22 protein-coding genes, 2 tRNA genes and 1 pseudogene are annotated in these 21,063 nt (G+C 76.4%); 11 read left to right on the forward strand and 14 right to left on the reverse strand.

Annotation, left to right across the window (positions count from 1 at the left end; genetic code table 11):
- Window positions 1–128: 128 nt before the first annotated feature.
- Window positions 129–773 carry an SAM-dependent methyltransferase gene (locus tag BLS82_RS01665; RefSeq protein WP_092861029.1) on the reverse strand — a complete coding sequence of 215 codons (645 nt, stop codon included), beginning with the start codon at window positions 771–773 and terminating at the stop codon, window positions 129–131.
- Between the two features lie 109 nt (window positions 774–882).
- Between BLS82_RS01665 and BLS82_RS01670 the strand changes: the two genes are divergently transcribed.
- Window positions 883–1,518, forward strand: coding sequence for a helix-turn-helix domain-containing protein (locus BLS82_RS01670; RefSeq protein ID WP_092861031.1), 636 nt, complete (start codon window positions 883–885; stop codon window positions 1,516–1,518).
- 5 nt (window positions 1,519–1,523) lie between these two features.
- On the opposite strand, the gene BLS82_RS01675 is transcribed toward BLS82_RS01670, so the two are convergent.
- Window positions 1,524–2,180, reverse strand: coding sequence for an SGNH/GDSL hydrolase family protein (locus tag BLS82_RS01675; protein WP_092861033.1), 657 nt, complete (start codon window positions 2,178–2,180; stop codon window positions 1,524–1,526).
- Between the two features lie 234 nt (window positions 2,181–2,414).
- On the opposite strand from BLS82_RS01675, the gene BLS82_RS01680 reads away from it, so the two are divergent.
- Window positions 2,415–3,407: a CPBP family intramembrane glutamic endopeptidase gene (locus BLS82_RS01680; RefSeq protein WP_176818873.1), complete on the forward strand. Its 993-nt coding sequence runs from the start codon at window positions 2,415–2,417 to the stop codon at window positions 3,405–3,407.
- Window positions 3,408–3,450: 43 nt separating this feature from the next.
- Here BLS82_RS01680 and BLS82_RS01685 read toward each other — a convergent pair whose 3' ends face one another.
- From BLS82_RS01685 to BLS82_RS01695, 3 genes are all read right to left on the reverse strand, one after another.
- The gene (locus tag BLS82_RS01685) at window positions 3,451–4,251 is read right to left on the reverse strand and encodes an SDR family NAD(P)-dependent oxidoreductase (RefSeq protein ID WP_092861034.1); all 801 of its coding nucleotides are present in this window, start codon (window positions 4,249–4,251) and stop codon (window positions 3,451–3,453) included.
- A 114-nt stretch (window positions 4,252–4,365) separates the two neighbouring features.
- Entirely contained in the window at window positions 4,366–6,000 is a 1,635-nt protein-coding gene (locus BLS82_RS01690) for a benzoate-CoA ligase family protein (RefSeq protein ID WP_092861036.1), read from the reverse strand.
- 54 nt (window positions 6,001–6,054) lie between these two features.
- A complete protein-coding gene (locus BLS82_RS01695) occupies window positions 6,055–7,419 on the reverse strand; it encodes a ferredoxin reductase domain-containing protein (protein WP_218123442.1) in 1,365 nt (454 codons plus the stop codon).
- A gap of 1,228 nt (window positions 7,420–8,647) precedes the next feature.
- On the opposite strand from BLS82_RS01695, the gene BLS82_RS15510 reads away from it, so the two are divergent.
- Together BLS82_RS15510 and BLS82_RS01705 are read left to right on the forward strand one after the other, a co-directional pair.
- A complete protein-coding gene (locus tag BLS82_RS15510; protein ID WP_176818874.1) occupies window positions 8,648–9,193 on the forward strand; it encodes a DUF2306 domain-containing protein in 546 nt (181 codons plus the stop codon).
- Window positions 9,177–9,899: a hypothetical protein gene (locus tag BLS82_RS01705; RefSeq protein ID WP_092861040.1), complete on the forward strand. Its 723-nt coding sequence runs from the start codon at window positions 9,177–9,179 to the stop codon at window positions 9,897–9,899. The genes BLS82_RS15510 and BLS82_RS01705 overlap by 17 nt, the downstream gene beginning before the upstream one ends.
- Window positions 9,900–9,914: 15 nt before the next feature.
- On the opposite strand, the gene BLS82_RS01710 is transcribed toward BLS82_RS01705, so the two are convergent.
- On the reverse strand, window positions 9,915–10,283 hold the full coding sequence (locus tag BLS82_RS01710) for a hypothetical protein (protein WP_092861042.1): 369 nt from the start codon (window positions 10,281–10,283) through the stop codon (window positions 9,915–9,917).
- Between the two features lie 147 nt (window positions 10,284–10,430).
- Here BLS82_RS01710 and BLS82_RS01715 point away from each other — a divergent pair, with 147 nt between their 5' ends.
- Together BLS82_RS01715 and BLS82_RS01720 are read left to right on the forward strand one after the other, a co-directional pair.
- Window positions 10,431–12,056 (forward strand): FAD-dependent monooxygenase, encoded by a 1,626-nt coding sequence (locus tag BLS82_RS01715; RefSeq protein ID WP_218123443.1) that lies wholly within the window; start codon window positions 10,431–10,433, stop codon window positions 12,054–12,056.
- Between the two features lie 88 nt (window positions 12,057–12,144).
- Entirely contained in the window at window positions 12,145–13,407 is a 1,263-nt protein-coding gene (locus BLS82_RS01720; protein ID WP_176818875.1) for a sensor domain-containing phosphodiesterase, read from the forward strand.
- A gap of 54 nt (window positions 13,408–13,461) precedes the next feature.
- Here BLS82_RS01720 and BLS82_RS01725 read toward each other — a convergent pair whose 3' ends face one another.
- A complete protein-coding gene (locus tag BLS82_RS01725) occupies window positions 13,462–14,661 on the reverse strand; it encodes a PrsW family intramembrane metalloprotease (protein WP_218123444.1) in 1,200 nt (399 codons plus the stop codon).
- 64 nt (window positions 14,662–14,725) lie between these two features.
- Here BLS82_RS01725 and orn point away from each other — a divergent pair, with 64 nt between their 5' ends.
- Window positions 14,726–15,385, forward strand: a complete 660-nt coding sequence (gene orn / locus BLS82_RS01730) for an oligoribonuclease (protein ID WP_092862546.1) — start codon at window positions 14,726–14,728, stop codon at window positions 15,383–15,385.
- Window positions 15,386–15,420: 35 nt separating this feature from the next.
- Window positions 15,421–15,496 (forward strand) — tRNA-His (locus tag BLS82_RS01735).
- Window positions 15,497–15,892: 396 nt separating this feature from the next.
- Here the strand turns inward: BLS82_RS01735 and BLS82_RS01740 are convergent.
- Window positions 15,893–16,591, reverse strand: coding sequence for an ATP-binding protein (locus BLS82_RS01740; RefSeq protein ID WP_143028704.1), 699 nt, complete (start codon window positions 16,589–16,591; stop codon window positions 15,893–15,895).
- Between the two features lie 138 nt (window positions 16,592–16,729).
- Window positions 16,730–17,089, reverse strand: coding sequence for an ATP-binding protein (locus tag BLS82_RS01745; RefSeq protein ID WP_176818876.1), 360 nt, complete (start codon window positions 17,087–17,089; stop codon window positions 16,730–16,732).
- A gap of 128 nt (window positions 17,090–17,217) precedes the next feature.
- On the opposite strand from BLS82_RS01745, the pseudogene BLS82_RS01750 reads away from it, so the two are divergent.
- From BLS82_RS01750 to BLS82_RS01755, 3 genes and pseudogenes are all read left to right on the forward strand, one after another.
- A pseudogene (locus BLS82_RS01750) lies at window positions 17,218–17,556 on the forward strand (aldehyde dehydrogenase family protein); the annotation flags it as partial.
- A gap of 239 nt (window positions 17,557–17,795) precedes the next feature.
- Window positions 17,796–17,969, forward strand: coding sequence for a hypothetical protein (locus BLS82_RS15515; protein WP_176818877.1), 174 nt, complete (start codon window positions 17,796–17,798; stop codon window positions 17,967–17,969).
- A 131-nt stretch (window positions 17,970–18,100) separates the two neighbouring features.
- Complete coding sequence (locus BLS82_RS01755; RefSeq protein ID WP_143028705.1) at window positions 18,101–18,307, forward strand: hypothetical protein; 207 nt, start codon at window positions 18,101–18,103, stop codon at window positions 18,305–18,307.
- Between the two features lie 22 nt (window positions 18,308–18,329).
- On the opposite strand, the gene BLS82_RS01760 is transcribed toward BLS82_RS01755, so the two are convergent.
- The 5 genes from BLS82_RS01760 to BLS82_RS01780 all read right to left on the reverse strand — a co-directional run bounded on the left by BLS82_RS01760 (window position 18,330) and on the right by BLS82_RS01780 (window position 21,061).
- The gene (locus tag BLS82_RS01760; protein WP_092861056.1) at window positions 18,330–18,722 is read right to left on the reverse strand and encodes a hypothetical protein; all 393 of its coding nucleotides are present in this window, start codon (window positions 18,720–18,722) and stop codon (window positions 18,330–18,332) included.
- 131 nt (window positions 18,723–18,853) lie between these two features.
- Window positions 18,854–18,929, reverse strand: a tRNA-Lys gene (locus BLS82_RS01765).
- Complete coding sequence (locus BLS82_RS01770) at window positions 18,920–20,275, reverse strand: cytochrome P450 (RefSeq protein WP_092861058.1); 1,356 nt, start codon at window positions 20,273–20,275, stop codon at window positions 18,920–18,922. Before BLS82_RS01770 ends, BLS82_RS01765 begins: the two co-directional genes overlap by 10 nt.
- A gap of 80 nt (window positions 20,276–20,355) precedes the next feature.
- Window positions 20,356–20,652, reverse strand: coding sequence for a GroES family chaperonin (locus BLS82_RS01775; RefSeq protein ID WP_092862549.1), 297 nt, complete (start codon window positions 20,650–20,652; stop codon window positions 20,356–20,358).
- Window positions 20,653–20,728: 76 nt separating this feature from the next.
- Entirely contained in the window at window positions 20,729–21,061 is a 333-nt protein-coding gene (locus tag BLS82_RS01780; protein ID WP_092861060.1) for a DUF3618 domain-containing protein, read from the reverse strand.
- Window positions 21,062–21,063 lie beyond the last annotated feature (2 nt).

The following is a 21,063-nucleotide window of genomic DNA, read 5'->3' on the forward strand; positions in this document are numbered from 1 at the left end:
GGCGAGCGGTCATCGACCCGCACGGCTCACCGGCTCCTCGGCTGGGGGCTCAACCGAGGCAGCAGTGCCCCCCGTCGTACCCGCGCGGGGCGGGACCACACCGCCGCCGGCCGACCGGGAGCGCCGGGTCAGGCGGCGCCCGCGCGCCGGACGGCGAGGACGGTGTCGGTGACCGCAGCGCGCTGCCCGCCGGGGCCGGTGGCCTCGCGCTGGAAGGCCCCGACGCGCTCGGGGTGCCACGTCGCGGGCGGCAGGTCCAGGGAGGCCAGCACCTCCTCGGGGGCCGGGAACCGCGTGCCGGGGTCGGCCCAGGACCACGGCGGCACCGACGCGTGCTCGACGACCAGCAGCAGCCCTCCGGGCGCCACGGCGCCGGCGGCCGCCCGCAGCACCGCGGTGCGCGGGAGGTGCACGGGCGACTGCAGGTAGGAGGCGGCCACCAGGTCGTAGGCGCCCGCGGGGAAGGTCCTCGCGAGGTCGTGCTGCCGCGCGACCACGCGGTCGCCGACGCCCGCGGCGGCGGCGTGCTCGCGAACGCGCGCCAGGGCGGTGGCCGAGACGTCGACGGCCGTCACCCGCCAGCCGCGCCGGGCCAGCCAGACGGCGTCCCCGCCCTCGCCGCACCCGAGGTCCAGCGCCGTGCCGGGCGCCAGCGGCGCGGCGACGTCGGCCAGGACGGCGTTCGCCCGACCGGTCCAGACCCGCGGGGAGCGGCGGTAGTGGGCCTCCCAGAAGCCCTCGGCCTGCCCGTCCGCACCACCGCCCGCGCCCATCGCCCCTCCTCGCTCGCGCCTCCCGCTCGATCGCGGGAGCACGGGGAGGACTGTCCGACAGCCCGGGCGCGCTTGACGAACGTCTTTGCCACAACGGCACGATGAGCGGATGGACGACGAGGGCTCGCTGGAACCGGTGCTGTCGGCGGTGGGGCCGCGGCTTCGCACCCTGCGCCAGCAGCGGGACATGACGCTGTCGGACCTGTCGGAGGCCACCGGCATCTCGGTCAGCACCCTCTCGCGCCTGGAGTCGGGCGGACGCCGCCCCACCCTGGAGCTCCTGCTGCTCCTGGCGCGGGCCCACCAGGTGCAGCTGGACGAGCTGGTCGACGCACCCGCCACGGGTGATCCGCGCGTGCATGCCCGGCCGGTGGTCCGCAACGGCCTGACCGTCATCCCGCTGACGCGCCGCCCGGGCGGCATCCGCGCCTACAAGTTCGTCGTGCCCGCCGGGTGGCCGCGGCGCCCGCACGAGCCGCAGGTGCACGAGGGCTACGAGTGGCTCTACGTCCTCGACGGGCGGGTGCGCCTGCACCTGAGCGGGCACGACCTGGAGCTGACCGCCGGCGAGGTCGCCGAGTTCGACACCCGCACCCCGCACGCCATGGCCAACCCGGGCTCCGAGCCCGCCGAGCTGCTCCTGCTCGTCGGGCCCCAGGGCGAGCGGGCGCACGTGCGGGCCAGGCCCAAGCGCAGCCGCGCCGAGGACGACGCGCCACCCGCCGGGTCGCCGCAGGCGCGCTGACGCCCTCAGGACAGGGCGTCCCTCACCACCGGCGCGAGCGCCTCGCCCAGGTCGCGGTTGTTCTGCTCGGTGAGGTGGACGCCGTCCACCCCGTCGGTGCTGATGACGGAGCCCGCGTCGAAGAACGAGGCTCCGCTGAAGCCGGCGACGGCCCGGTACAGCGCGGGCAGCGCCAGCGTCTTCTCCCGGGCGCCGGCGAAGACCTCCCGGAACCACGGGTCCGCGACGTCGCCCAGCGGCGGCGGGCAGACGACCAGGACCCGAGGGGCCGGGTAGGCCGTCCCGACCCCCCCGGCGGAGGCCGCGACCTGGTCCAGCAGCACCGAGACGCCCGTGGCGATCTCGAACGGGGAGCGCCGCAGCAGCGCCTTGGTGTCGTTGGTCCCCAGCATCAGGACCACCAGGTCCAGCGGCAGGTGCGTCGCCAGCGCGCCCGGCAGGTGCCGCGAGCCGTTCAGGCGGGGGTCGGTCGGGTCGTCGGCGGTCGTGGTGCGGCCGCTGAGGCCCTCCTCCAGGACCCGGTACCCGTCCCCCAGCAGCCGGGCCACCACGCCGGTCCAGCGCACGTCGGGGCCGAAGCGCTCGCTGGGGACCGGGGGGTCCTTCGGCACCCAGCCCCACGTCAGCGAGTCACCGAAGCACAGGACGTTCCGGGTGGCCATGTCGTCTCCTCCGACGGGTGGTCGGGACCCTCCGGCATCGTGCCGCAGGCCCGCTGCCGGTGCCCGCCCACCAGCCCGTCGCGCCGACCCCGGTGGTGCTGGCGCTACCGCGAGTCCGGCGGCCTGCGGGAGTGACCCGGCAGCGGCGCCGCTGGTGTGCTCGAGGCACGCACCCACCGGCACCGGGCCGGTGCGCACTCCCGTCCAGCCGGACCCGTTCCCCAGGAGGACCCCGTGAGCACGTCCACCAGCTCCCGCACCGACCCGCACGCCGGCCGCGGCGGCACCGGCCGCAGCGGCACCGGGCTGCTCGGCCTGGTCCGCCGCCACCCGACGGTGACCTTCTTCGCCCTGGCGTTCGGGCTCAGCTGGGCCGCCTGGCTGCCCTACGTCCTGTCCGTCCACGGCCTCGGGGTGCTGGACCTGCGCTACCCCGAGCTGCTGGGCAACACGCAGCTGGCCGGCATGCTGCCCGGCGCCTACGTGGGCCCGCTGGGCGCCGCGTTCACCGTCACCGCCGTCGTCGAGGGCCGGGCCGGGCTGCGCGCCTGGGCGCGCCGCCTGACGCACTGGCGGGTGGGGTGGCGCTGGTACGCGGCGGTGCTCACGGGCGTGCCGGCGGCGATCCTGCTGGCCACGATCGTCCTGCCCGGGGCGTGGGAGGGCGCTGCTCCGGTGCCCGCGGTGGCGCTGGTGGCCTACCTGCCGGTGCTGGTGATGCAGCTGGTGACCACCGCGGCCGCCGAGGAGCCGGGCTGGCGCGACTTCGCCCTGCCCCGCCTGCAGCGCTCCTTCGGCCCGGTGCTCGGCACCACCGTCCTGGGCGTGCTGTGGGGCGCCTGGCACCTGCCGATGTTCCTCACCGCCGACTGGGGCGGGTACCCGGACGTGAGCTGGGTGGAGCCGGCGGAGTTCGTCGCCGCCGCCGTGCCGGTCAGCATCGTGATGACCTGGGTGTTCAACCGCACCCAGCAGAGCCTGCCGATCGTGATGGTGCTGCACGCGAGCATCAACACCTTCTGCTCGCTGATCTGGCTGCAGGCCTTCCCCGGCCTGGACCCCTCGCGCGACACGCTGCACGTGATGCTGATCGCCGCCACCGCGGTGGCCGTGGTGCTGCTGGTGGCCACCCGCGGCCGCCTCGGCCTGCAGGTGCACGACGTCCCGGAGCGCACACTGGACCGCGGGCCGGCACCGGCCCCCGCGCCCGCCCCGGCGGCCCGGTGACCGACCCGGGTGAGCGCGGGTCCGCCCGCTCCGGCGCCTGCTCCTAGCGCGCCGAGCCGGGGCGGGCCATGACCTTGTGCAGGGCCGCCTTCGCGCTGTCGGGGAGGAACCGGCTGCTGTAGGCCTGCAGCTTCGTCGTCAGGGACGCCGCGACGACGCGCTCGCGGCCCGCCATGAGGGCCTCGAAGCCCTGCCGGGCGACGTCCGCCGGGCTGTCCTTCAGGCCGGTGGTGCCGAGCTTCGTGTCGGTGAGGTCGCCGCGCTCGAAGAAGTCCGTGTCCGTCGGGCCGGGCATGAGCGAGGTGACGGTGATGCCGGAGTCCTCCAGCTCGGCGCGCAGCCCGAGCGCGAAGGACTGGTCGAAGGACTTCGAGGCGTTGTAGACGGCCGCGAACGGGCCGGCCATCGTCGACGCGATCGAGGACGTGATGAGGATGCGGCCCTCGCGGCGGGGCACCATGTCGCGCACGACCAGCTTCGCCAGGTGCACGGTGCCGCGGACGTTGAGGTCGACGAGGCGCAGCTCGCGCTCCAGCGGGGTCTCGGCGAACGGGCCGCCGGAGCCGATGCCCGCGTTGAGCGCGGCGGCCGCGACCGGGCGCCCGCCCGCGGTGGCGCGCCGGTGCAGCTCCTCGACCCCGTCGGCCGTCGCGAGGTCGACCCGCACCGCCTCCACCGCGGCGCCGGTGCCGCGCAGGTCCTGCGCCGCCGCCTCCAGCCCGGCGTCCTCGGCGGCGACCACGAGGTCGAAGCCGTGCGTGGCGAACTGCCGGGCCAGCTCGAGGCCGATGCCGCTGGAGGCGCCGGTGACGAGGGCGAGGGGACGGACCGCTGGCGTGCTCATGCCCTGCGCTACCCGGCCTCCCGCAGGGCAAACCCGCGCGGCGGACGCGTCCCCGGGCGGCGCCGGTGGACGTGCGGGCCTCCCGTCGTCGGCGCGGTCGAGCGACGCCTGCGCTCAGGCCCGTCCGGAACGCGGCCGGCCGAGGCGGGAGTCGACGTCCTGGCGCAGGCGGAAGCGCTGCACCTTCCCGGTCGTCGTCTTCGGCAGGTCCTCCACCAGGAACACCGCCCGGGGTCGCTTGAAGCCCGCCAGGCCCTCGCGGCACCAGTCGACCAGCGCGTCCGGGTCCGGGCGCGAGCCCGGCGCCGGGACGACGCAGGCCACCGGCTTGTCCAGGCCGTCCTCGTCGACCATCGCGACGACGGCGGCCTGCGCCACGTCGGGGTGCTGGAGCAGGTGCCCCTCGACCTCCGTGGGCGAGACCCAGATGCCCCCGGCCTTGATCATGTCGTCCGAGCGCCCCAGCCAGGTGTACGCGCCGTCCGCGGACCGCACGCAGGTGTCGCCCGTGGCCAGCCACTCGCCCCGGAACACCGACCGGGTCGCCTCGGGACGGCGCCAGTAGCCGCTCGCGATGGAGCTGCCCCGCACGAACAGGGCTCCGGGGACCCCGTCGGGCACGACGTCGCCCCGCTCGTCGCGCAGCTGCAGGTCGTACCCGGGGACGGGGGTGCCCGCGGTCCCCGGCCGCACCGCGCCGGCGCGGTTGGACGAGAAGATGTGCAGGGCCTCGGTGGAGCCGATCCCGTCCAGCACCTCGACCCCGAAGTGCTCGCTGACGCGGCGTCCCAGCGCGGCCGGGAGGACCTCGCCCGCGGACACCGCCAGGCGCACGCCCGCCAGCGCCTGGCGCGGGAGCCCCTCGGCCAGCATCGCGGCGTAGGAGGTCGGGACGGAGAAGAACAGCGTCGGGGCGTGCTCGGCGACGACCTCGCGGACGACCTGCGGGGTGGGGCGCCGCGGCTCCAGGACCGTCGTGGCCGCCACCGACAGGGGGAACAGCACGCTGTTGCCCAGGCCGTAGGCGAAGAAGACCTTCGCCACCGAGTAGCACACGTCGTCCGGCCCGATGCCCAGCACCTGGTGCGCGTAGCCCTCGCACACGGTGCGGATGCTCGCGTGCCGGTGCATCGCCGCCTTCGGCCTGCCCGTCGTGCCGGAGGTGTACAGCCACAGCGCCTGGGCGTCCCCGGGCGTGGGCGCCGGCTCCGCCGGCCCGCCGCTGCGGCGCCCGGCGTCCAGCAGCTCCTCCCACGTGATCGTCCCGACGGCGTCGGGCAGGGTCGGGCCGGCTCCCCCGACGGTCACCGCGTGCTCCAGCTCCGCCGCCTGCGGGGCCGCCCGCGAGACGACGTCGGCGCACTCCGGTGAGACGACCACGACCCGCGCGCCGCAGTCGACCAGCACGGCGGCCAGGTCGTCGCCGGTGAGCATCGTGGAGACCGGAACGGCGACGGCGCCGTGCCGCCACGCGCCCAGGAGCCCCACGAGCAGCTCCGTGCGATCCGCGACGACGAGCACCACGCGGTCGCCCTCGCGCACCGACAGGGTGGCCAGGCCGGCGGCGAACCGCGCCGAGCGCTCCTGCAGCTCCTGGTACGTCACGCGCTCCGCGCCGCAGCGCACCGCGACCCGGGCGCCGTCCCCGGCCGCCACGTGCCGGTCGACCAGGTAGCCGGCCGCGTTGAAGACCTCCGCGGGGACCTCCCGCGCGTGCTCGCGCGCCGGGACGTCGATGGGGTGGGGCATGTCATCCCTCCGTGGATGCGCTGGGGACCGGCGGTCGGGGACCGGTGGTCGGGATCAGGAGTCGAAGATGGGGCCGAAGGCCGGGATGCCGAGGCGCTCCAGGCCGTGCACGAGCCGCCGGGTGGTCGGCTCGTTGCTGACGACGAAGACGGCGTCCGCGCCGAAGTCCCGGCACGCCCCCACGGTCAGCCTCAGCAGGTTCGGCTTGCCGCGCGTGGTGGTGTCCCAGATGACGGCGTCCGGCTGCGCCGCCTCGACCTCGTCGACCAGGGCGTCGCCGTAGGTGGCCCGCGGGCTCCTGACCGACCACACGAGCCGGATGGGGACCGGGGAGCCCAGGATCTGGCCGAAGCAGGGTCCCAGCCCGCTGCCGGTGACGACGTAGACGATGCGCTCGTACAACGGCTCCACCCGCGCCAGGGAGGCCACCGGGGTGCCCCGCACCCACACGTGGCGAGGCGGGTCGTCGATGAACCTGCCGGTCCAGTCGCCCGCCCGCGAGATCAGCAGCCGGAACCCGGACCGCCCGGGGGTGCGCACGGTCGCGAAGGAGTGCCACTGCCACAGGGGGGAGCGGCTGATGCCGAGGTTGGCGCCCAGCGGCGGCGTCGTGTGGTCGAACGTCGCCACCGCCGCGTGCGAGGACAGCCGCTGCACGCTGACCGGGACGCGGCGCAGCCGCACCCACGGCAGCACGACGCTCGCCGTCACGAGCACCAGGAGCCAGATCCGCCAGCTGGAGGCGAGGGCCTCCAGCGGCGGCTCGGCGCCCCGGTGGTCCAGCTCCAGGGCCACCGCCAGCACCCAGAACAGCGCGACCGCGGCCCAGCCGCCGAAGCGGTGCGAGGCCTCGAACAGGTCGTGCGCCCGCCTCCTGGTGGGCGGCAGGGCGCAGACGACGATCAGCACCGTCAGGGCCACCAGGACGTGCGCGGTGGCCAGGACGGGAGCGGAGACGTGCAGACCGCGCCGGTGCGCCGCGGTGGCGGTGGCGGCGAAGCCGGCGAGCCAGGCCGTGCCGGCGATCGCGGCCCCCACGTGGATGCCGCCGACGTGGTAGATCTTCGAGATCGCCCACCGCAGCCACAGCGGCCACGAGCGCGGTCCCCTCCCCGCGAGGCGGAACAGCGCGTTGACCACGTGCTGGGAGCGGATGAGGACCGCCGCCGCGAAGTTGACGAGGACGAGGGCCGAGGTTCCCGACAGCGCGCTGCCGTCCTCGAGCCGCCAGCTCCCGCGGTGCAGGGAGTGCGCGAGCACGGCGAGGTTGGCCAGGAGGACCGCGAGGGTCAGCCGGTGGTACTGCGCCAGGCGCGGGTGCTTGAGGGCGCGGCGGTGCACGGGAGCGAGCCCGCTCGGGCGGGCGGACGCCTGCCGGGACGGCGTCCGCGTCTGCGAGGGCGCGGCCGTGGTGCCCACGGGCGGTGCATCCTCTCGTCGGGAGTGCTCCGGTGGTGCGTGCGGTCCCGGACATCATCCCGCGGGGCGCGTCGGTCTTGCGGCCGACCCCCGCCCCGCCCGGCAGGAGGAGCTGTCGGCGAGGTGGGTCGGTCAGGACAGCAGCGGGACGCTCGCCGGCGAGCCGTGCCCGAACGCGCGCAGCAGCGCGCGCTCGTCGGCGTCGGACAGCCCCGCGGCGCGCCGCGGCGGGCGGGCGCGACTCCTCCTCCGCCAGGACGTCCGCCAGCGTCTGCTCCAGGGGGCGGGGGAGCAGCCCGGCACGGCGGGCCCGGCTGCTGTCGGCGGCGCTGAAGCCGCGCCAGTCGGGGTCGGCGAGCCACAGCGGCAGCGACCGCTCCCCCATCCACTCCCCCACCCCGTGGTCGAGCAGCCACCGCGGGTCGGCGCGCACGACGGGGCCGGTGTGCCCGGCGACCTCGCGCGCGAGCGCGAGGTCGCCGGCCAGCGGCAGGGTCTCGCCGGTGGCGTTGAGGACGCCGCTGAGCCCCCGCGCGCCCGCCTCGACCAGCCACGCGGCCAGGTCGCGGACGTCGAGGACCTGCGTGGGCAGGTCCGGGTCGTCGGGGACGAGCACCGCGCCGTCCGCGGCCGCCGGGTGGGCGAAGCGCCAGGGCCAGTAGCCGGTGCGGTCGGAGGGGTCACCCGGGCCGCCGATCAGGCCCACCCGCACCACCAGCGCCCGGTCGGGGCCGAACGCGCCCAGCACGTGCTGCTCGCACGCGACCTCGGCGGATCCGTACGACTCCACGCTCTCCGTCGCGTCCCCGGCCAGCGGGGGCAGCAGCGCGCCGTCCTCGGTCTGGCCGGGTCTGCGGTGGTCGGCGTAGGCGTTGCCCGAGGAGACGAAGACGTACGTCCTCGTGCGGTCGGCGAGCGCGGCCACCGCGGTGCGCACGTGCCCGGGCTGGCGGGCGACGTCGACGACGAGGTCCCAGTCGGTGCCGGTCACCGCCTGGTGCGCCTCCGGGCGCTCGCGGTCGGCGCGCACGAGCTCCGCGCCGTCCGGCGCGCCCCGGGAGCGCAAGGAGCGTCCGCTGAGGGCAGACGCCGCAGGCCCAGGGCGCGGACGCGTTCTGGGCCGCGTCCTCCTCCGCCTGCCAGAACGCTCGGGTCTCGTCCCGGAGGACGGGGCCGGCGCGTTCGCGGGGCCGATGACGCCGCTGCCCGGTGCGCCCAGGCTGGTCCCGTGAGCACGACCGGAGAGGTCCTCCTGCTGGTCGCCCACGCGAGCACCGCCCTGGTGTGCGTGGGCCTGGGCGCCTGGGTGCTGCTGCGCCGCCGCAGGGGCGACGCCGCCCACCGCGCGGCGGGCTGGGCCTGGGTCGCGGGCATGGCGTTCGTCGCGACGAGCTCCTTCGCCCTCCGCGACCTGCGCGACGGCCGGCTCAGCCTGCTGCACGTGCTGTCCGTGGTGACCCTGGTCAGCCTCGTCCTCGGCGTGCGCGCCGCCCGCCGTCACGACGTCCGCGGGCACCGCGGGAACATGCGCGGCTGCTACCTCGGGCTCCTGGGCTCCGCCATCGGGGCCGTCGCCGTGCCCGACCGCGCCATCCCCGTCTTCGTCGTCACCGAACCGCTCGGCGCCCTCGCCGCGGCGGCCGCGCTCGCCGCCACCACCGCGGCGGTCATCGGGCTCGCCCGCGCCACCGGGCGCCGACGCCCCCGCGGCGCGGCCCGCCCGTTGCCCCCGGCACGGCGCGGCGCGAGCATGGCGGGTGCCGACGAGCGGTGACGCCGGCGCGGGAGGGGTGGTGGCGGACGACGGGCACGACGAGGAGCTGGCGCGGCTGCGGGCGGCGATGCTCGCCTACGAGGCGTCGCCGCGGCGCCGGCGCCTGCTCCTGCGGCTGACGGGACAGGCGCCGGACGAGCAGGACCGCGAGCGCCTGCGCCGCCACGAGATCGGCCCGCACGGCCGCATCGCCGAGACGGCGCTGCGCGTCGTGCGGGAGACGGAGGCGATCACCCGGGCCACCGTCGAGCGCGACGTCGTGCAGGACCTCACCCTCGCCGAGCTGCGCGCCGTCCACGAGGAGCTCCTCGGCCGCCGCGCCACCGCCGCGGACCCGCTCGCGCCGGACGTGTCGCTGCTCTTCCGCAGCAGCCCGGAGCAGTCGGCGCTGCTGGCGCGGGTCCTGCCCGGGCTCGAGGTCGACGACGTCCCGCTGCGCCGCTACGCCGCGCTGGCCGGCCCGCCGGGCAGCCGCCCGGAGCCCTTCCTCGTCCACCAGGCCGCGGACGCCGCGGGCCGCCGCACCGTGCTGGGGCGCCTGTGGCTGGACGCCGACTTCCTGCTGCACGAGCAGTGCTTCGGCGCCGTTCCGAGCGAGGACCTCATGGCGCTGGAGCAGCTCGTGCAGGGCGACCTGTGGGTCACGCTGGAGACGGTGCGGGCCCTCGCCGAGGACGCCGCCCGCGACGAGCCGCACCGGCCCTGACCCCGGCCCTCGGCCTCAGCGGCGCGGACGACGGGAGCGCGCGACCACCACGAGCCCGACCACGAGCAGGGCCAGGGCGCCCACGGCCTGCCCGCCCTGCACGATCCGGGTGACGTCCAGGGCCGGGTGCCACGTGACCTGCCCGTCCCGGACGGCGTAGACCCCGGCCTGGCGCGCCCCGAACCCGTACCCGAAGCCCGAGCCCTCCTGCCTCGGGCCCTCGGGCGCCGGCTCCTGCGACGTGCCGCCGCCGGCAGCGCCGCCCGTACCGCCCCGGACCCGGGCCACGGGGATCACCGTGACGCCGTCCACCTGGACGGGCTCCCCGAACACCGTCCTCGCGCCCACGTCGGCCACCTGCTGCAGCAGCTCCTGCTCGCTCACGCCGTCGCCCCCTCGCTGCGACGGGCGGCGGCACGGCGCCGCCGTCCGCGCACCATGCTCCTCGCGCCCGCCGGGCCCGCACAAGGGCACCGGCGCCTACGCTGGGGGCGATCCTCGCGCCGCGCAGCCCCGTCCGAGGAGGTCGCCGTGCCCGCTCCCGACGTGCCGACCCCCGACGTGCCGACCCCCGACGTCCCGACGAGCGCGTGCGACGTCCTCGTCGTCGGGGCCGGGCCAACGGGGGTGATGGCCGCGTGCTGGCTGGCGCGCTGCGGGGTCGACGCGGTGGTCGTGGACGGCAAGGCCGGGCCCACGCGCGAGTCGCGGGCCCTGGCGCTGCAGGCGCGCACCCTGGAGGTCTACGACCAGCTGGGCGTCGTCGACCGCGTGCTGGAGCGGGCGCGGGTCGCCGACGCCGTCGCCCCCGGGTACGAGCGCCGCAGCTTCGGGCGGGTCGAGCTGGGCGAGCTGGGCGGCGGCGTCACGCCGTACCCGCGCATCCACGTGCTGGAGCAGAGCGAGAACGAGCGCCTGCTCGTCGAGCACCTGCAGCGCCTGGGCGGGCGCGTGCGCTGGGGTCACCGGCTCACCGCGCTGCGCGACGGCGACGGCGGTGCCAGCGGGGCGGGCGGGACGAGCGGCGGCGCGAGCGGCGAGGGGCCCGGCGTCGTGGCCGAGCTGCAGGGCCCGCACGGCGCCGTCCGCGTGCGCGCCCGGTACTGCATCGGCGCCGACGGCGCCTCCTCCACCGTGCGCTCCCTGCGCGGCATCCCCTTCGAGGGCGTGACGAACGCGGGCACCTTCTTCGTCGCGGACGCCGCCGGCGTGCGCGGCCTGGTGCCGGGAGCGGTCAACGCCCGTCCCGGCGCCACCAGCTTCCTGCTCACCTTCCCGATGGGCGCCGGCGAGCGCCACCGCCTCGTCGGGCTGGTCCAGGACGCCGACGGGGACGGCGCCGTCGACGAGGGCGACGTGCGCGCGCTGCTGCAGCGCGTCTACGGGGTCGTGTGGGGGCCGACGACCTGGTCCTCCACCTACCGGGTGCACCACCGCGTGGCGGCGACCTTCCGCGACGGGCCCGTGCTGCTGGCCGGGGACGCCGCGCACGTGCACTCCCCCGTGGGCGCGCAGGGCATGAACACCGGCCTGCAGGACGCGCACGGCCTCGCCCTCAAGCTGGTCGACGTCCTCGCCGGCACGGCCTCCGACGCCTCCCTCGACCGCTACGACGCCGAGCGCCGGCCCGTGGCGCGGCACCTGGTCTCCACCACCGACCGCGCCTTCGGGGTGATCACCTCCCAGCGGCCGCTGGCGCGCCTGGTGCGCACGCGCGTGGTGCCGCGCGTCGTGCCGCTCGCGGTCCGGGCCGTGCCGCGCGTGCGGGGCGCCTCCCGGGTGTTCGAGTACGTCGCCCAGGTGCGGATCCACTACTGGATGAGCGAGGAGGCCCGCACGGCTTCGGGCGCGCGGCGGGGGCGCGTGGTGGGGCGCCGGCTGCCGTGGACGGGCGAGAACCACGCCGTCCTGCGCTCGGCCACCTGGCAGGTGCACTGCTACGGCCCGGGGGACGACGCGGCCGCGCGGGCGCTCGCCCAGCGGCTGGGCACCCCGGTGCACGCCTTCGCGCCCTGCCCGGCGAGGGGCCTGGACGCCGGCACGGCGCTCCTCGTGCGGCCCGACGGCTTCGTCGCCGCCGCGGCGCCGCTGGAGCGGGCGGCCGAGGAGCTGCCGCGGGCCCTACCCGACCGCCACCCGGCCCGCAGGGCCGGCTGACGAGCGGCTGGGAGCGGCTGTCGGTCGGACGACGGACGGGAGGAGCAGCACCGTGCGGGCGGGCGGGCAGCAGCGGCAGGATGGTGCCGTGGGTCCTGCAGCGAGCACCGGCGCTCTCGAGGACGTCCTCGAGGGCGCCGCCGTCACGCCGGTGTTCCAGCCGCTGGTCGACCTCACCTCCGGTGACGTCGTCGGGTACGAGGCGCTCGCGCGCGGGCCGCGAGGCAGCCGCCTGGAGCTGCCCGACGCGCTGTTCACCGCCGCCCGCCGGGCGGGCCTGGTGCGCGAGCTGGACTGGCTGTGCCGGCGCCGCGCCGTCGACGCGGCGCGCTCGGTCGCCTTCCGCCACCCGCTGTCGCTGTTCGTCAACGCCGAGCCGGCGGGGCTGGCCGGCCCGCCGGGCGAGGACGCGCTGGCCTGGCGCGACATGAGCGACCTGCGCTGCTACGCCGAGATCACCGAGCGCGCCCTGGGCGAGCACCCGGCCGCCGTGCTGCGGGCGGCGGACCGCGTGCGCGAGCAGGACTGGGGGATCGCCCTGGACGACATCGGCGCCGACCCGGCGTCGCTGGCGCTGATGCCCGTGCTCGAGCCGGACGTGCTCAAGCTGGACGCCGCCCTGCTGGCGCCCGGCGCCGGCGCGGGCGCGGCGCAGGTGCTGCACGCGGTGCTGGCGCAGGCGGAGCGCACGGGCGCCGTCGTCGTGGCCGAGGGCATCGAGACCGCCGAGCAGCACGACCTCGTCCGCGCCCTGGGCGTCGGGCTGGGGCAGGGCCACCTGCTGGGCGCGCCCGCGGAGCTGCCCGGCACCCTCGACTTCCCCACCCGGGCGCTGCCGATGCTGCCGCGCCTGGTCGACCGGGCCGTGCCGCTGACGCCCTTCGCCATCGTCTCGAGCTCGACGGGCACCCGCCGACTGCCCGGGGGCGCCGTGCGCGCGGTGGTCGAGCAGCTGCTCGACCAGGCGCCGCGCGTGGACCCGGCCGCCCTCGTGCTCACCGCCGGCGGACCCGCCGACGCCGCTGGTGGCACCGCTGGTGGCACTGCTGATGGCACCGCTGGCGGCACCGCGCTGGTGACGACCTCGACCTCGCGCGGCACGACCGTGCTCAGCGCCGCCGTGCGGCCCGTGGTGCAGTGGAGCGGCCTCGAGCGGCGCGCGGACCCGCCCGCGGACCCCCTGCTGCACGACTGGGACGCCGTGGTGCTCGGGCCGGGGTTCGCCGCGGCGCTGGTGGCCCGCCCGGCGTCCTCGACCCCGGAGCCGGCGGACGAGTGGCACGCGGTGCTGACCTTCGACCGCGACCTCGTGGTGCGCTGCGCGGCGTCCCTGCTCGCCCGCGTGCCCTGAGACCGCGCGAGGGCACGCGGTGGCGCCCCGGGCCCCGGGCCCGGACCGCCGGCCTCAGCGCACCTCGACCGGTCGCGGCAGGAAGCCCCGCCGCAGGTGCCACATGGCCTGCAGCGTGCGCAGCTCGGCCTCCGGCGCGTCGTGCGGCGCCGTGCCGCGCACCACGCGCTCGCGCAGGAACGCCAGCTCGGTGGCGAGGTCCTGGAAGTCGCGCATGGCCCGCTCGGCGCCCGGCCCCAAGGTGCGCCCGGCCCAGTCGCGGGCGCGCCGGCGCTCCTCCAGGGAGCCGAGCATCGCCGCCTCCGCGCCGGTGATCCAGCCGCTGGCGGCGTAGGCGCCGAGGTGGCGGCGCAGCAGGCGCCCCTCGCGGGCGCGCGCGGCGACGGCGACCGCGACGGCGAGGAGGAAGACCGGCACCTGCAGCGCCACGTAGGCCCCGACGAAGCCCTGCAGGCCCTGGACGGCGGAGAAGTTCCACAGGCCGTGCAGCAGCACGGCGGCGACGAACCCGGCCAGGGGCGCGAGCACCCTCACCGCCGGGGAGCGGCGGCTGGCCGCCAGGCCGAGGCCGACCCCGGTGGCCATCGTGAACAGCGGGTGGGCGAAGGGAGAGAACAGGCAGCGCACCACGAAGACGACGGCGGTGGCCGCGCTGCCCTCCTCGAGGAGGCTGCGCCCGAGGTAGAGGACGTTCTCGACGAAGGCGAAGCCGATGCCGGCCAGGCCGGCGTAGACGATGCCGTCGACGACGCCGTCGAACTCGCGCCGCCGCGTCAGCAGCACCAGGAGGACCGCGAGGCCCTTGGCGCCCTCCTCGACCACGGGGGCGACGAAGACGGGCACGAGGCCCTCGTCGCCGCCCGCCGCGCGGATCGCCTCGACGGAGGCGGTGTTGAGCACGAGCGCCGCGAAGGTCGCCACGAACGCGCCCCAGCCGAAGGCGAAGAGCAGCAGCCCCCGCGGCTCGGCCTCGTAGCGGTCCAGCCACAGGAACACCGCCACGACGGGGAAGACCGGGACGACGGCCAGCAGCAGCCCCACGACGAGGCCGGTGGGGCCGGTGTCGCCGAGGATCGCGACGAGCGTCAGCAGCCCGCAGCTGACCAGCAGCAGCACGGCGACCACGCGCAGCAGGACGCGCGCCAGGCGCGAGCGCCCGGGCTCGCGCGGGGGGTGGGGGACGGGTGGCTCGCCCACCGGACGCGCGGTGCCCAGGTCCATGGCGGGAGAGTAGTTGGCGGGCGCTGCCGGCACGCGCCCGTACAGTGAGCCGGTGCCCAGCGCCTCCGCCGACCGCATCGTGTGGATCGACTGCGAGATGACCGGCCTGGACCTCGCCGCCGACGCCCTCGTCGAGGTCGCCGTCCTCGTCACCGACTCCGCGCTGACGGTGCTGGACGACGGCCTCGACGTCGTCATCCGGCCCCCGCAGGCGGCGCTGGACCAGATGCGCGACGTCGTCCGGCACATGCACACCACCTCGGGGCTGCTCTCGCAGCTGGCCGACGGCATGAGCCTGGCGGAGGCCGAGCAGGCCGTGCTCGAGCACGTGCGCCGGCTGGTCCCGGAGCCGCGCAAGGCCCCGCTGGCGGGCAACTCCGTCGGCACCGACCGCGGGTTCCTCGCCCGCGACATGCCGGCGCTCGACGCCCACCTGCACTACCGGATCGTCGACGTCTCCTCCGTCAAGGAGCTGGCCCGGCGCTGGTACCCGCGGGCGTACTTCGCCGCCCCCACCAAGGCCGGGGGGCACCGGGCCCTGGCGGACATCCACGAGAGCGTCCTCGAGCTGCGCTACTACCGGGAGGCGGTGTTCGTGCCGCCGCCGGGCCCGGACTCCGCAGCGTCGAAGGCGGCCGCCGAGCGGGCGCTCGCCCCGCGCTCCGCCACCTCCCCCGCCCCGTCCTCCACCGCGTCCTCGACCGCCCCCGCGGTCTCCCCTCCGGCGGGGACGTCGTCCGCGCCCGGAGTGCTCTAGGATCGTTCCGCTGCCGGGCCGAGGGCCCGGCCGTGGTGGGTGTAGCTCAGCTGGTAGAGCACCTGGTTGTGGTCCAGGATGTCGCGGGTTCAAGTCCCGTCACTCACCCCACGCAGGTGGCCCTCCGACCAGCGGTGGCGCGGGAGAGTGGTCGGGTGGCGAACTGGCCATCGGCGGCTCTCGTCGACGAGCCACGCACGGGCCACCGCAGCGCGCAGGAAGGCACCTGGGGCGTGCTCGGTGGGGCTCGGTCCGTCCGGCCCATCCTCCGATGGCTGCAGGGTCCACGGTCTTCCACCGCCACGGGCCAGACACCCTGAGCTCCCAGGTCATCCACGACTGGATCAACGCCGGTACAGCGACCCAGCGACGGCCCCAGGTCCTCAGCCCCGATGGCCGCCGCTGCCTGATAACACAGCCGCCTCTGCGCGTCCTCCAAGACCGGGCGCGGACCACCGCCGTCGTCGAGCGACTGCTGACTGCTGGCTCCGCGCGGCTGACGCGAGCCTAATCCGGTCCTCGGCGCGGGCGCGGAGTGTGCAGCTCGAGTTCGAAGTGACGCCGCATGTAGTCGTCGAACTGCGGGACGGTGAACGCGGCATAGCCGAGACGCGGACTGTAGACGAGACCTCGCCTGATCAGTGCATCTCGGGTCTGCCCGACCGGAGCTGAAGACTTCAGGCCGAGAACTGCGGCGATGTCTCCGCTGGAGTGCTCACCTGGGCCGAGTTGAGCCATGGCGCGGAGGTAGCGGCGCTGTGCGTCGGGCAGCCTGTCTGTGCGGAAGGTGAAGAAGCCTCGATCGAGCCAGTCCCTCACGAGAGGGCCGACTCGGATCGCGTCCTCCAGGGTGATCGGAGACGCCTCGGACGTGCGCCAGAGGTGGTCACCGAACACCTGCAGGAAGAACGGGTGACCGTCCGTGAACCGCACTGCCTCGTCAAGCGCGGAGCTGAGCATCTCGACTCCCTCAGCCCTTGCCGGCTCGGCTAGAGCCGCCATGGCATCGGCGCTGACCAGCCGCTCCACGGTCCTGGTCTCGAACATGCGCTCGGAGTACGAGGCAGCTTCTGCTAACACTCCTCGCGTCTGAGGCAGTCCTGCGGCGACCATGGTGAGCGGCAGGGTCCGTTGGGCGACCTTGTGCAGTGCCGACACCACGGCGCCGAGCGCCTCCGAAGCGGCGAACTGCAGTTCGTCGAACATGAAGGCCACTCCACGCCTGTGGTCCCGTGCGGCTTCGCCCAAGGCGACGAAGAGGTCCGTGACGTCCCGCACGGGGTCACCGCTAGCCGCCTGCTGCTCATCAGGGGCCGCCAGTCCGATGGTGAGGCCGCCGATCGACTAGGTAGCCTCCATGCCGCCCAGGATCCGCGAGACCTTCTTGGCGGCCGCGCTCCATCGAGAGGGCGGAGCGATCTCGAGAAGAGCCTCACGAACCAGCCTGGACACGGTCTCGATCACGTTGGACCCGGCCGTGAGTTCGTACTCGACGACGACCCACTGTCGCGTCAGGGCAGCGCGGGCGAACTCGTTGAGGAGCACCGTCTTGCCCACACCGCGTAGGCCGACGATGAGGGTGCACTGAGCCCCTCGGCCGTTCTCGAGCCGCTGGAGACGCGCTTGGAAATCCGACAGCTCCCTTGCGCGGCCGATGAGGAAGGCCGGTGGCTGCCCAGCCCCGGGCGTGTAGGGGTTCAGCACCGCGTCAAGAGGCACGCTACTTCTTTGCGCTCTTTACAGGACTTTGCGTACAGTACGCAAAGTCCTGTAAAGATCGCAAGAGGACCTGGCTGTGATGAGCACCGGCGTCCGATCCGAGGACCTGCTGCGTGACGGGCCTGCGCCAGGACGACGAGATCGCCCGCGAGGAGGTCTTCGGCCCCGTCATCACGGTGCAGCGCGTCGAGGACGAGGCGCAGGCGGTGCGCTGGGCCGACGACAGCCAGTACGGCCTCGCCTCGAGCGCGTGGACGCGCGACCACGGGCGGGTGATGCGCATGGCGAAGGCCCTGGACTTCGGATGCGTTTGGATCAACACGCGCATCCCGCTCGTGGCGGAGGTGCCGCACGGCGGCTTCGGCCGCTCCGGGTGCGGCAAGGACCTGTCCGCGTACGGCTTCGAGGACTACACCCGCACCGAGCACGTCATGAGCAGCATCACCGCGTAGCGGCTCACAGGGCGAGGAGCACCAGCAGGAGGATCGCCGTCCCGACCAGGGAGATGAGCAGCGAGCCCAGGCAGCCGCTGCGGTTGCTGAAGAAGAGGAACACGCGCACGAACTTCCCCGCGGCGGCGCTTCCACACCCGCCCCGGACGGGTCAGCCGCACCTCAAGCGCCCGATCCCGGGGTCGATCCTCCCTCCAGCGCGCCGCACCGGGCGGCGCGGCCCTGGAGGAGGCACCGGGATGATCTCGCCGACGCACCCGCACCCGGAGGACGACGCGGTGATGGGGCTGCTGGCCGAGCGCGTGCCGCTCTCGCTCCTGTGCGACCTCGGCACCCGAGGCGGCCCGGACTCGGCGGGCATCCTGGCCGCCGAGGGCCGGCCCGAGCGGCCGTGGTGGGTGCAGGCGCGGTAGGCGCCCCGTGCGTCCTGCGTGTTCCGGCGGTGTTCCGGCGGTGTTCCGGCTGGGTTCCGGCGGCGTTCCGGCGGCGCCGGCTCGGCGTGTTCGCCAGCGGGACGGGCGCGCGCGTGCCGACACTGGACGGCATGGCTGGTGACATGGCTGGTGGCACGGCTGGTGACGCGCCTGGTGACGACGAGCTGCTGACGAGGTCCGCCGAGGTGCCGCGTCCTCGCACGCCGATGCACCAGCGCCGGTGCACGTGCATCTGGTCCGGGCCGCAGGCCCGGACCATCCCCGACCCGTTCTGCCCCTCGGCCGTCCTGCACGTGGACGACGCCGCCCGCCGCTGAGCGCTGGGCCCGGCGCCGGGCCTCAGCGGGGGTCGGACAGGCCGTACCGGGCGAGCAGCACGGCCACGGCCGTGCACGGCGAGGGGCCGCCGCACGCGGGGCACGCGCCGGCGGGCGCGCGCGGCGCGCGCGGGTGCGGCAGGCGCGCGAAGAGGCGGTGCTGCTGGACGGCGGAGCGGTCGCGCATGAGCGCCGGCAGGTGCGGGCCCAGGTCGGACGCCGTCCAGGCGCCCGTGCGGGCGACCTCGGCGCGCGCCAGGTGCACCCGCCGCTCGACCTCGGCGATGGCGACCAGCAGCCGGTCGTGCACGTCCTCGGCGCCGCCGGGCGCGGCGGCTGCGGCGGGCGCACCGGGCGCACCGGGTGCGACGGGAGCGCTGGTCTCCTCGCGGGGCGCGTTCCGGGTCGTGCGCATCGGGGGGTCCTCCTCGCAGGCGGTCCCGTCCCATCGGCAGGAGCCGGGCCGGCGTTGAGCCCCGCGCGCCGGGGACCGCGGCCCGGACGCGCAGGAGCCCCACCCGCGCTCGCCGCCGGTGGGGCTCCTCGTGGTGCGCCGCCTGGGACTCGAACCCAGAACCCGCTGATTAAGAGTCAGCTGCTCTGCCAATTGAGCTAGCAGCGCGCGTCCGCCTTCAGTGTACCAACCCGACGGGTGCGCAGTCGAAGCGGAAGTCCACCGCGCGGGCGCAGCGTCACCAGCGCCTGCACGACCGGCGGGCGGTCGCCGACCGGTTCCACGCGCCGGTCGCGCAGCAGGGCCGCCAGCACGAGGACGGTCTCCACGAGCGCGAAGTCGCGGCCGATGCACAGGCGGCTGCCCGCTCCGAACGGCAGGTACGCCCCGCGCGGCACCGCCGGCGCGCCGGAGCCCTCGAGGAACCGCTCGGGGTCGAAGCGCGCGGGGTCGGCGAAGGCGTCGGCGCGCCGGTGCAGCAGCCAGGGGCTGACGATCGCGAGCGCACCGGCCGGGACGGCGACGCCGTCCACAACGTCGTCCGCCTCCGCCCGCCGGGTGACCACCCACGCGGGCGGCTGCAGGCGCAGCGCCTCGTCGACGACCGCGCGGGTCCAGCGCAGCGACGGCAGGTCCTCCCAGGTCGGCGCCCGCCCGCCGAGGACGGCGTCCAGCTCCGCGTGCAGCCGCGCCTGGGCCTCCGGGTGCTGCGCGAGCTGGTGCAGCGTCCACGTCAGCGCCGAGGCGACGGTCTCGTGGCCGGCGATGACCATGGTGACCAGCTCGGCGCGCACGGCCTGCGGCGGGAGCGCTCCGGCGTCCACCGCGCGCAGCAGGAGGGCGAGCAGGTCGGTGTCGCCTGCCGCGACGCCCGCGGCCCGGCGGCGGGAGACGACGCGCTCGACGACCTCGTCGAGCACCCGGCGCGCGCGGGCCAGGCGCCGGTTGGCCCGCGTGGGCGCCCGCTGCGGCACGGGCAGCGGCGTGCGGGCGCGGGCGATGACGACGTCGAGGGCCTGCAGGACGGCGGAGACGACGCGCTCGCCGTCGTCGGCGACGTCGCTGCCGAACAGCGTGCGCCCGACGACCTCCAGGGTCGCCTGCAGCGCGGCCGCGTCGACGTCGACCACGCCCCCGTCCCCGCCGCCGTCCCCGCCGGCGGCCGACCAGCGGGTGCGCATCCGCTCGGCGGCGGCGACCGACTGCTCGGCGACGGCGCCGAGGCCCGCGGGGTGGAAGGCGGGCTGGACGGCGCGGCGCGCGCTGCGCCACGCGGTGCCGTCGCTGGTGAGCAGGCCGCTGCCCGTGACGAGGGAGAGCGCGCCGTACTGCACGGTGCGCTTGGACCACGCGCCCGCGTTCTCCACGAGCACCCGCCGGGCGCCGGCGACCGTGTTCACGAGCAGCACCGGCGTGCGCGGCAGCGGGAAGGCGACGAGGTCGCCGTGGCGCGCCGCCGTGCGGGCCAGGTAGGCGAGGGGGTCGCGGCGGATCGCGAGGAGGTCGCGCAGCATGTCCCGCGGCAGCGGGCCGGGCGCGTCGAGGACGGTGTAGCGGGCGTTGGGCCGCGCCGCGCCCGGGGGTCGCGCGGCGCTCAGAGGTACAGGCCCGTCTGGCCGCCCTCGACGCGCGGGGCGGCCACGGCGTGCAGGTCGCGCTCGCGCAGCAGCACGTACTCGCTGCCCTGCAGCTCGACCTCGGCGCGGTCCTCGGGGTCGAACAGCACGCGGTCGCCCAGCTGCACCTGGCGCACGTGCTGCCCGACGGCGGCCACGGACCCCCACGACAGGCGCCTCCCGACGGCCGCGGTGGCCGGGATGACGATGCCGCTGCCCGAGCGGCGCTCGCCCGCCTCGCGGTCCAGGGAGACCAGCACGCGGTCGTGCAGCATGCGGATCGGCAGCCGCTCCCCCGCGCCGGCGCTCGTCTGGCTCACGCCGCCGACCGTACCCGCCGCGGGCGGCGGGTCAGGAGCGGCGGCGGCGCCAGATCGACGCGCCCAGCAGCCCGAGCACCACGGCGCCCGCGGCGGCGACGCGCTCCACCCGCAGCGCGCCGTCCTCGTCGAGGACCAGCTCGCGGGCCCTCGCCTGCGCGTCGGCCGCCGTGCGGCGCGCCAGCTCCTTGGGCGCCACGCGCGCGGTGAGTTCGTCGACGGTGCGGGCCAGGTGGTCCTGGCGGGCGTCGATCTCCCGCTGCAGCCGCGCCGGGTCGGTGGGCAGGTCCGAGGACCCCTGCCGGTTCACGGGCCGGCCCGGGGAGTTCGGCGCGTCGGCGTGGTCGTTGCTCGGGCTGGACATGC

This window comes from Quadrisphaera sp. DSM 44207 (genome assembly GCF_900101335.1).
Lineage (GTDB): Bacteria > Actinomycetota > Actinomycetes > Actinomycetales > Quadrisphaeraceae > DSM-44207.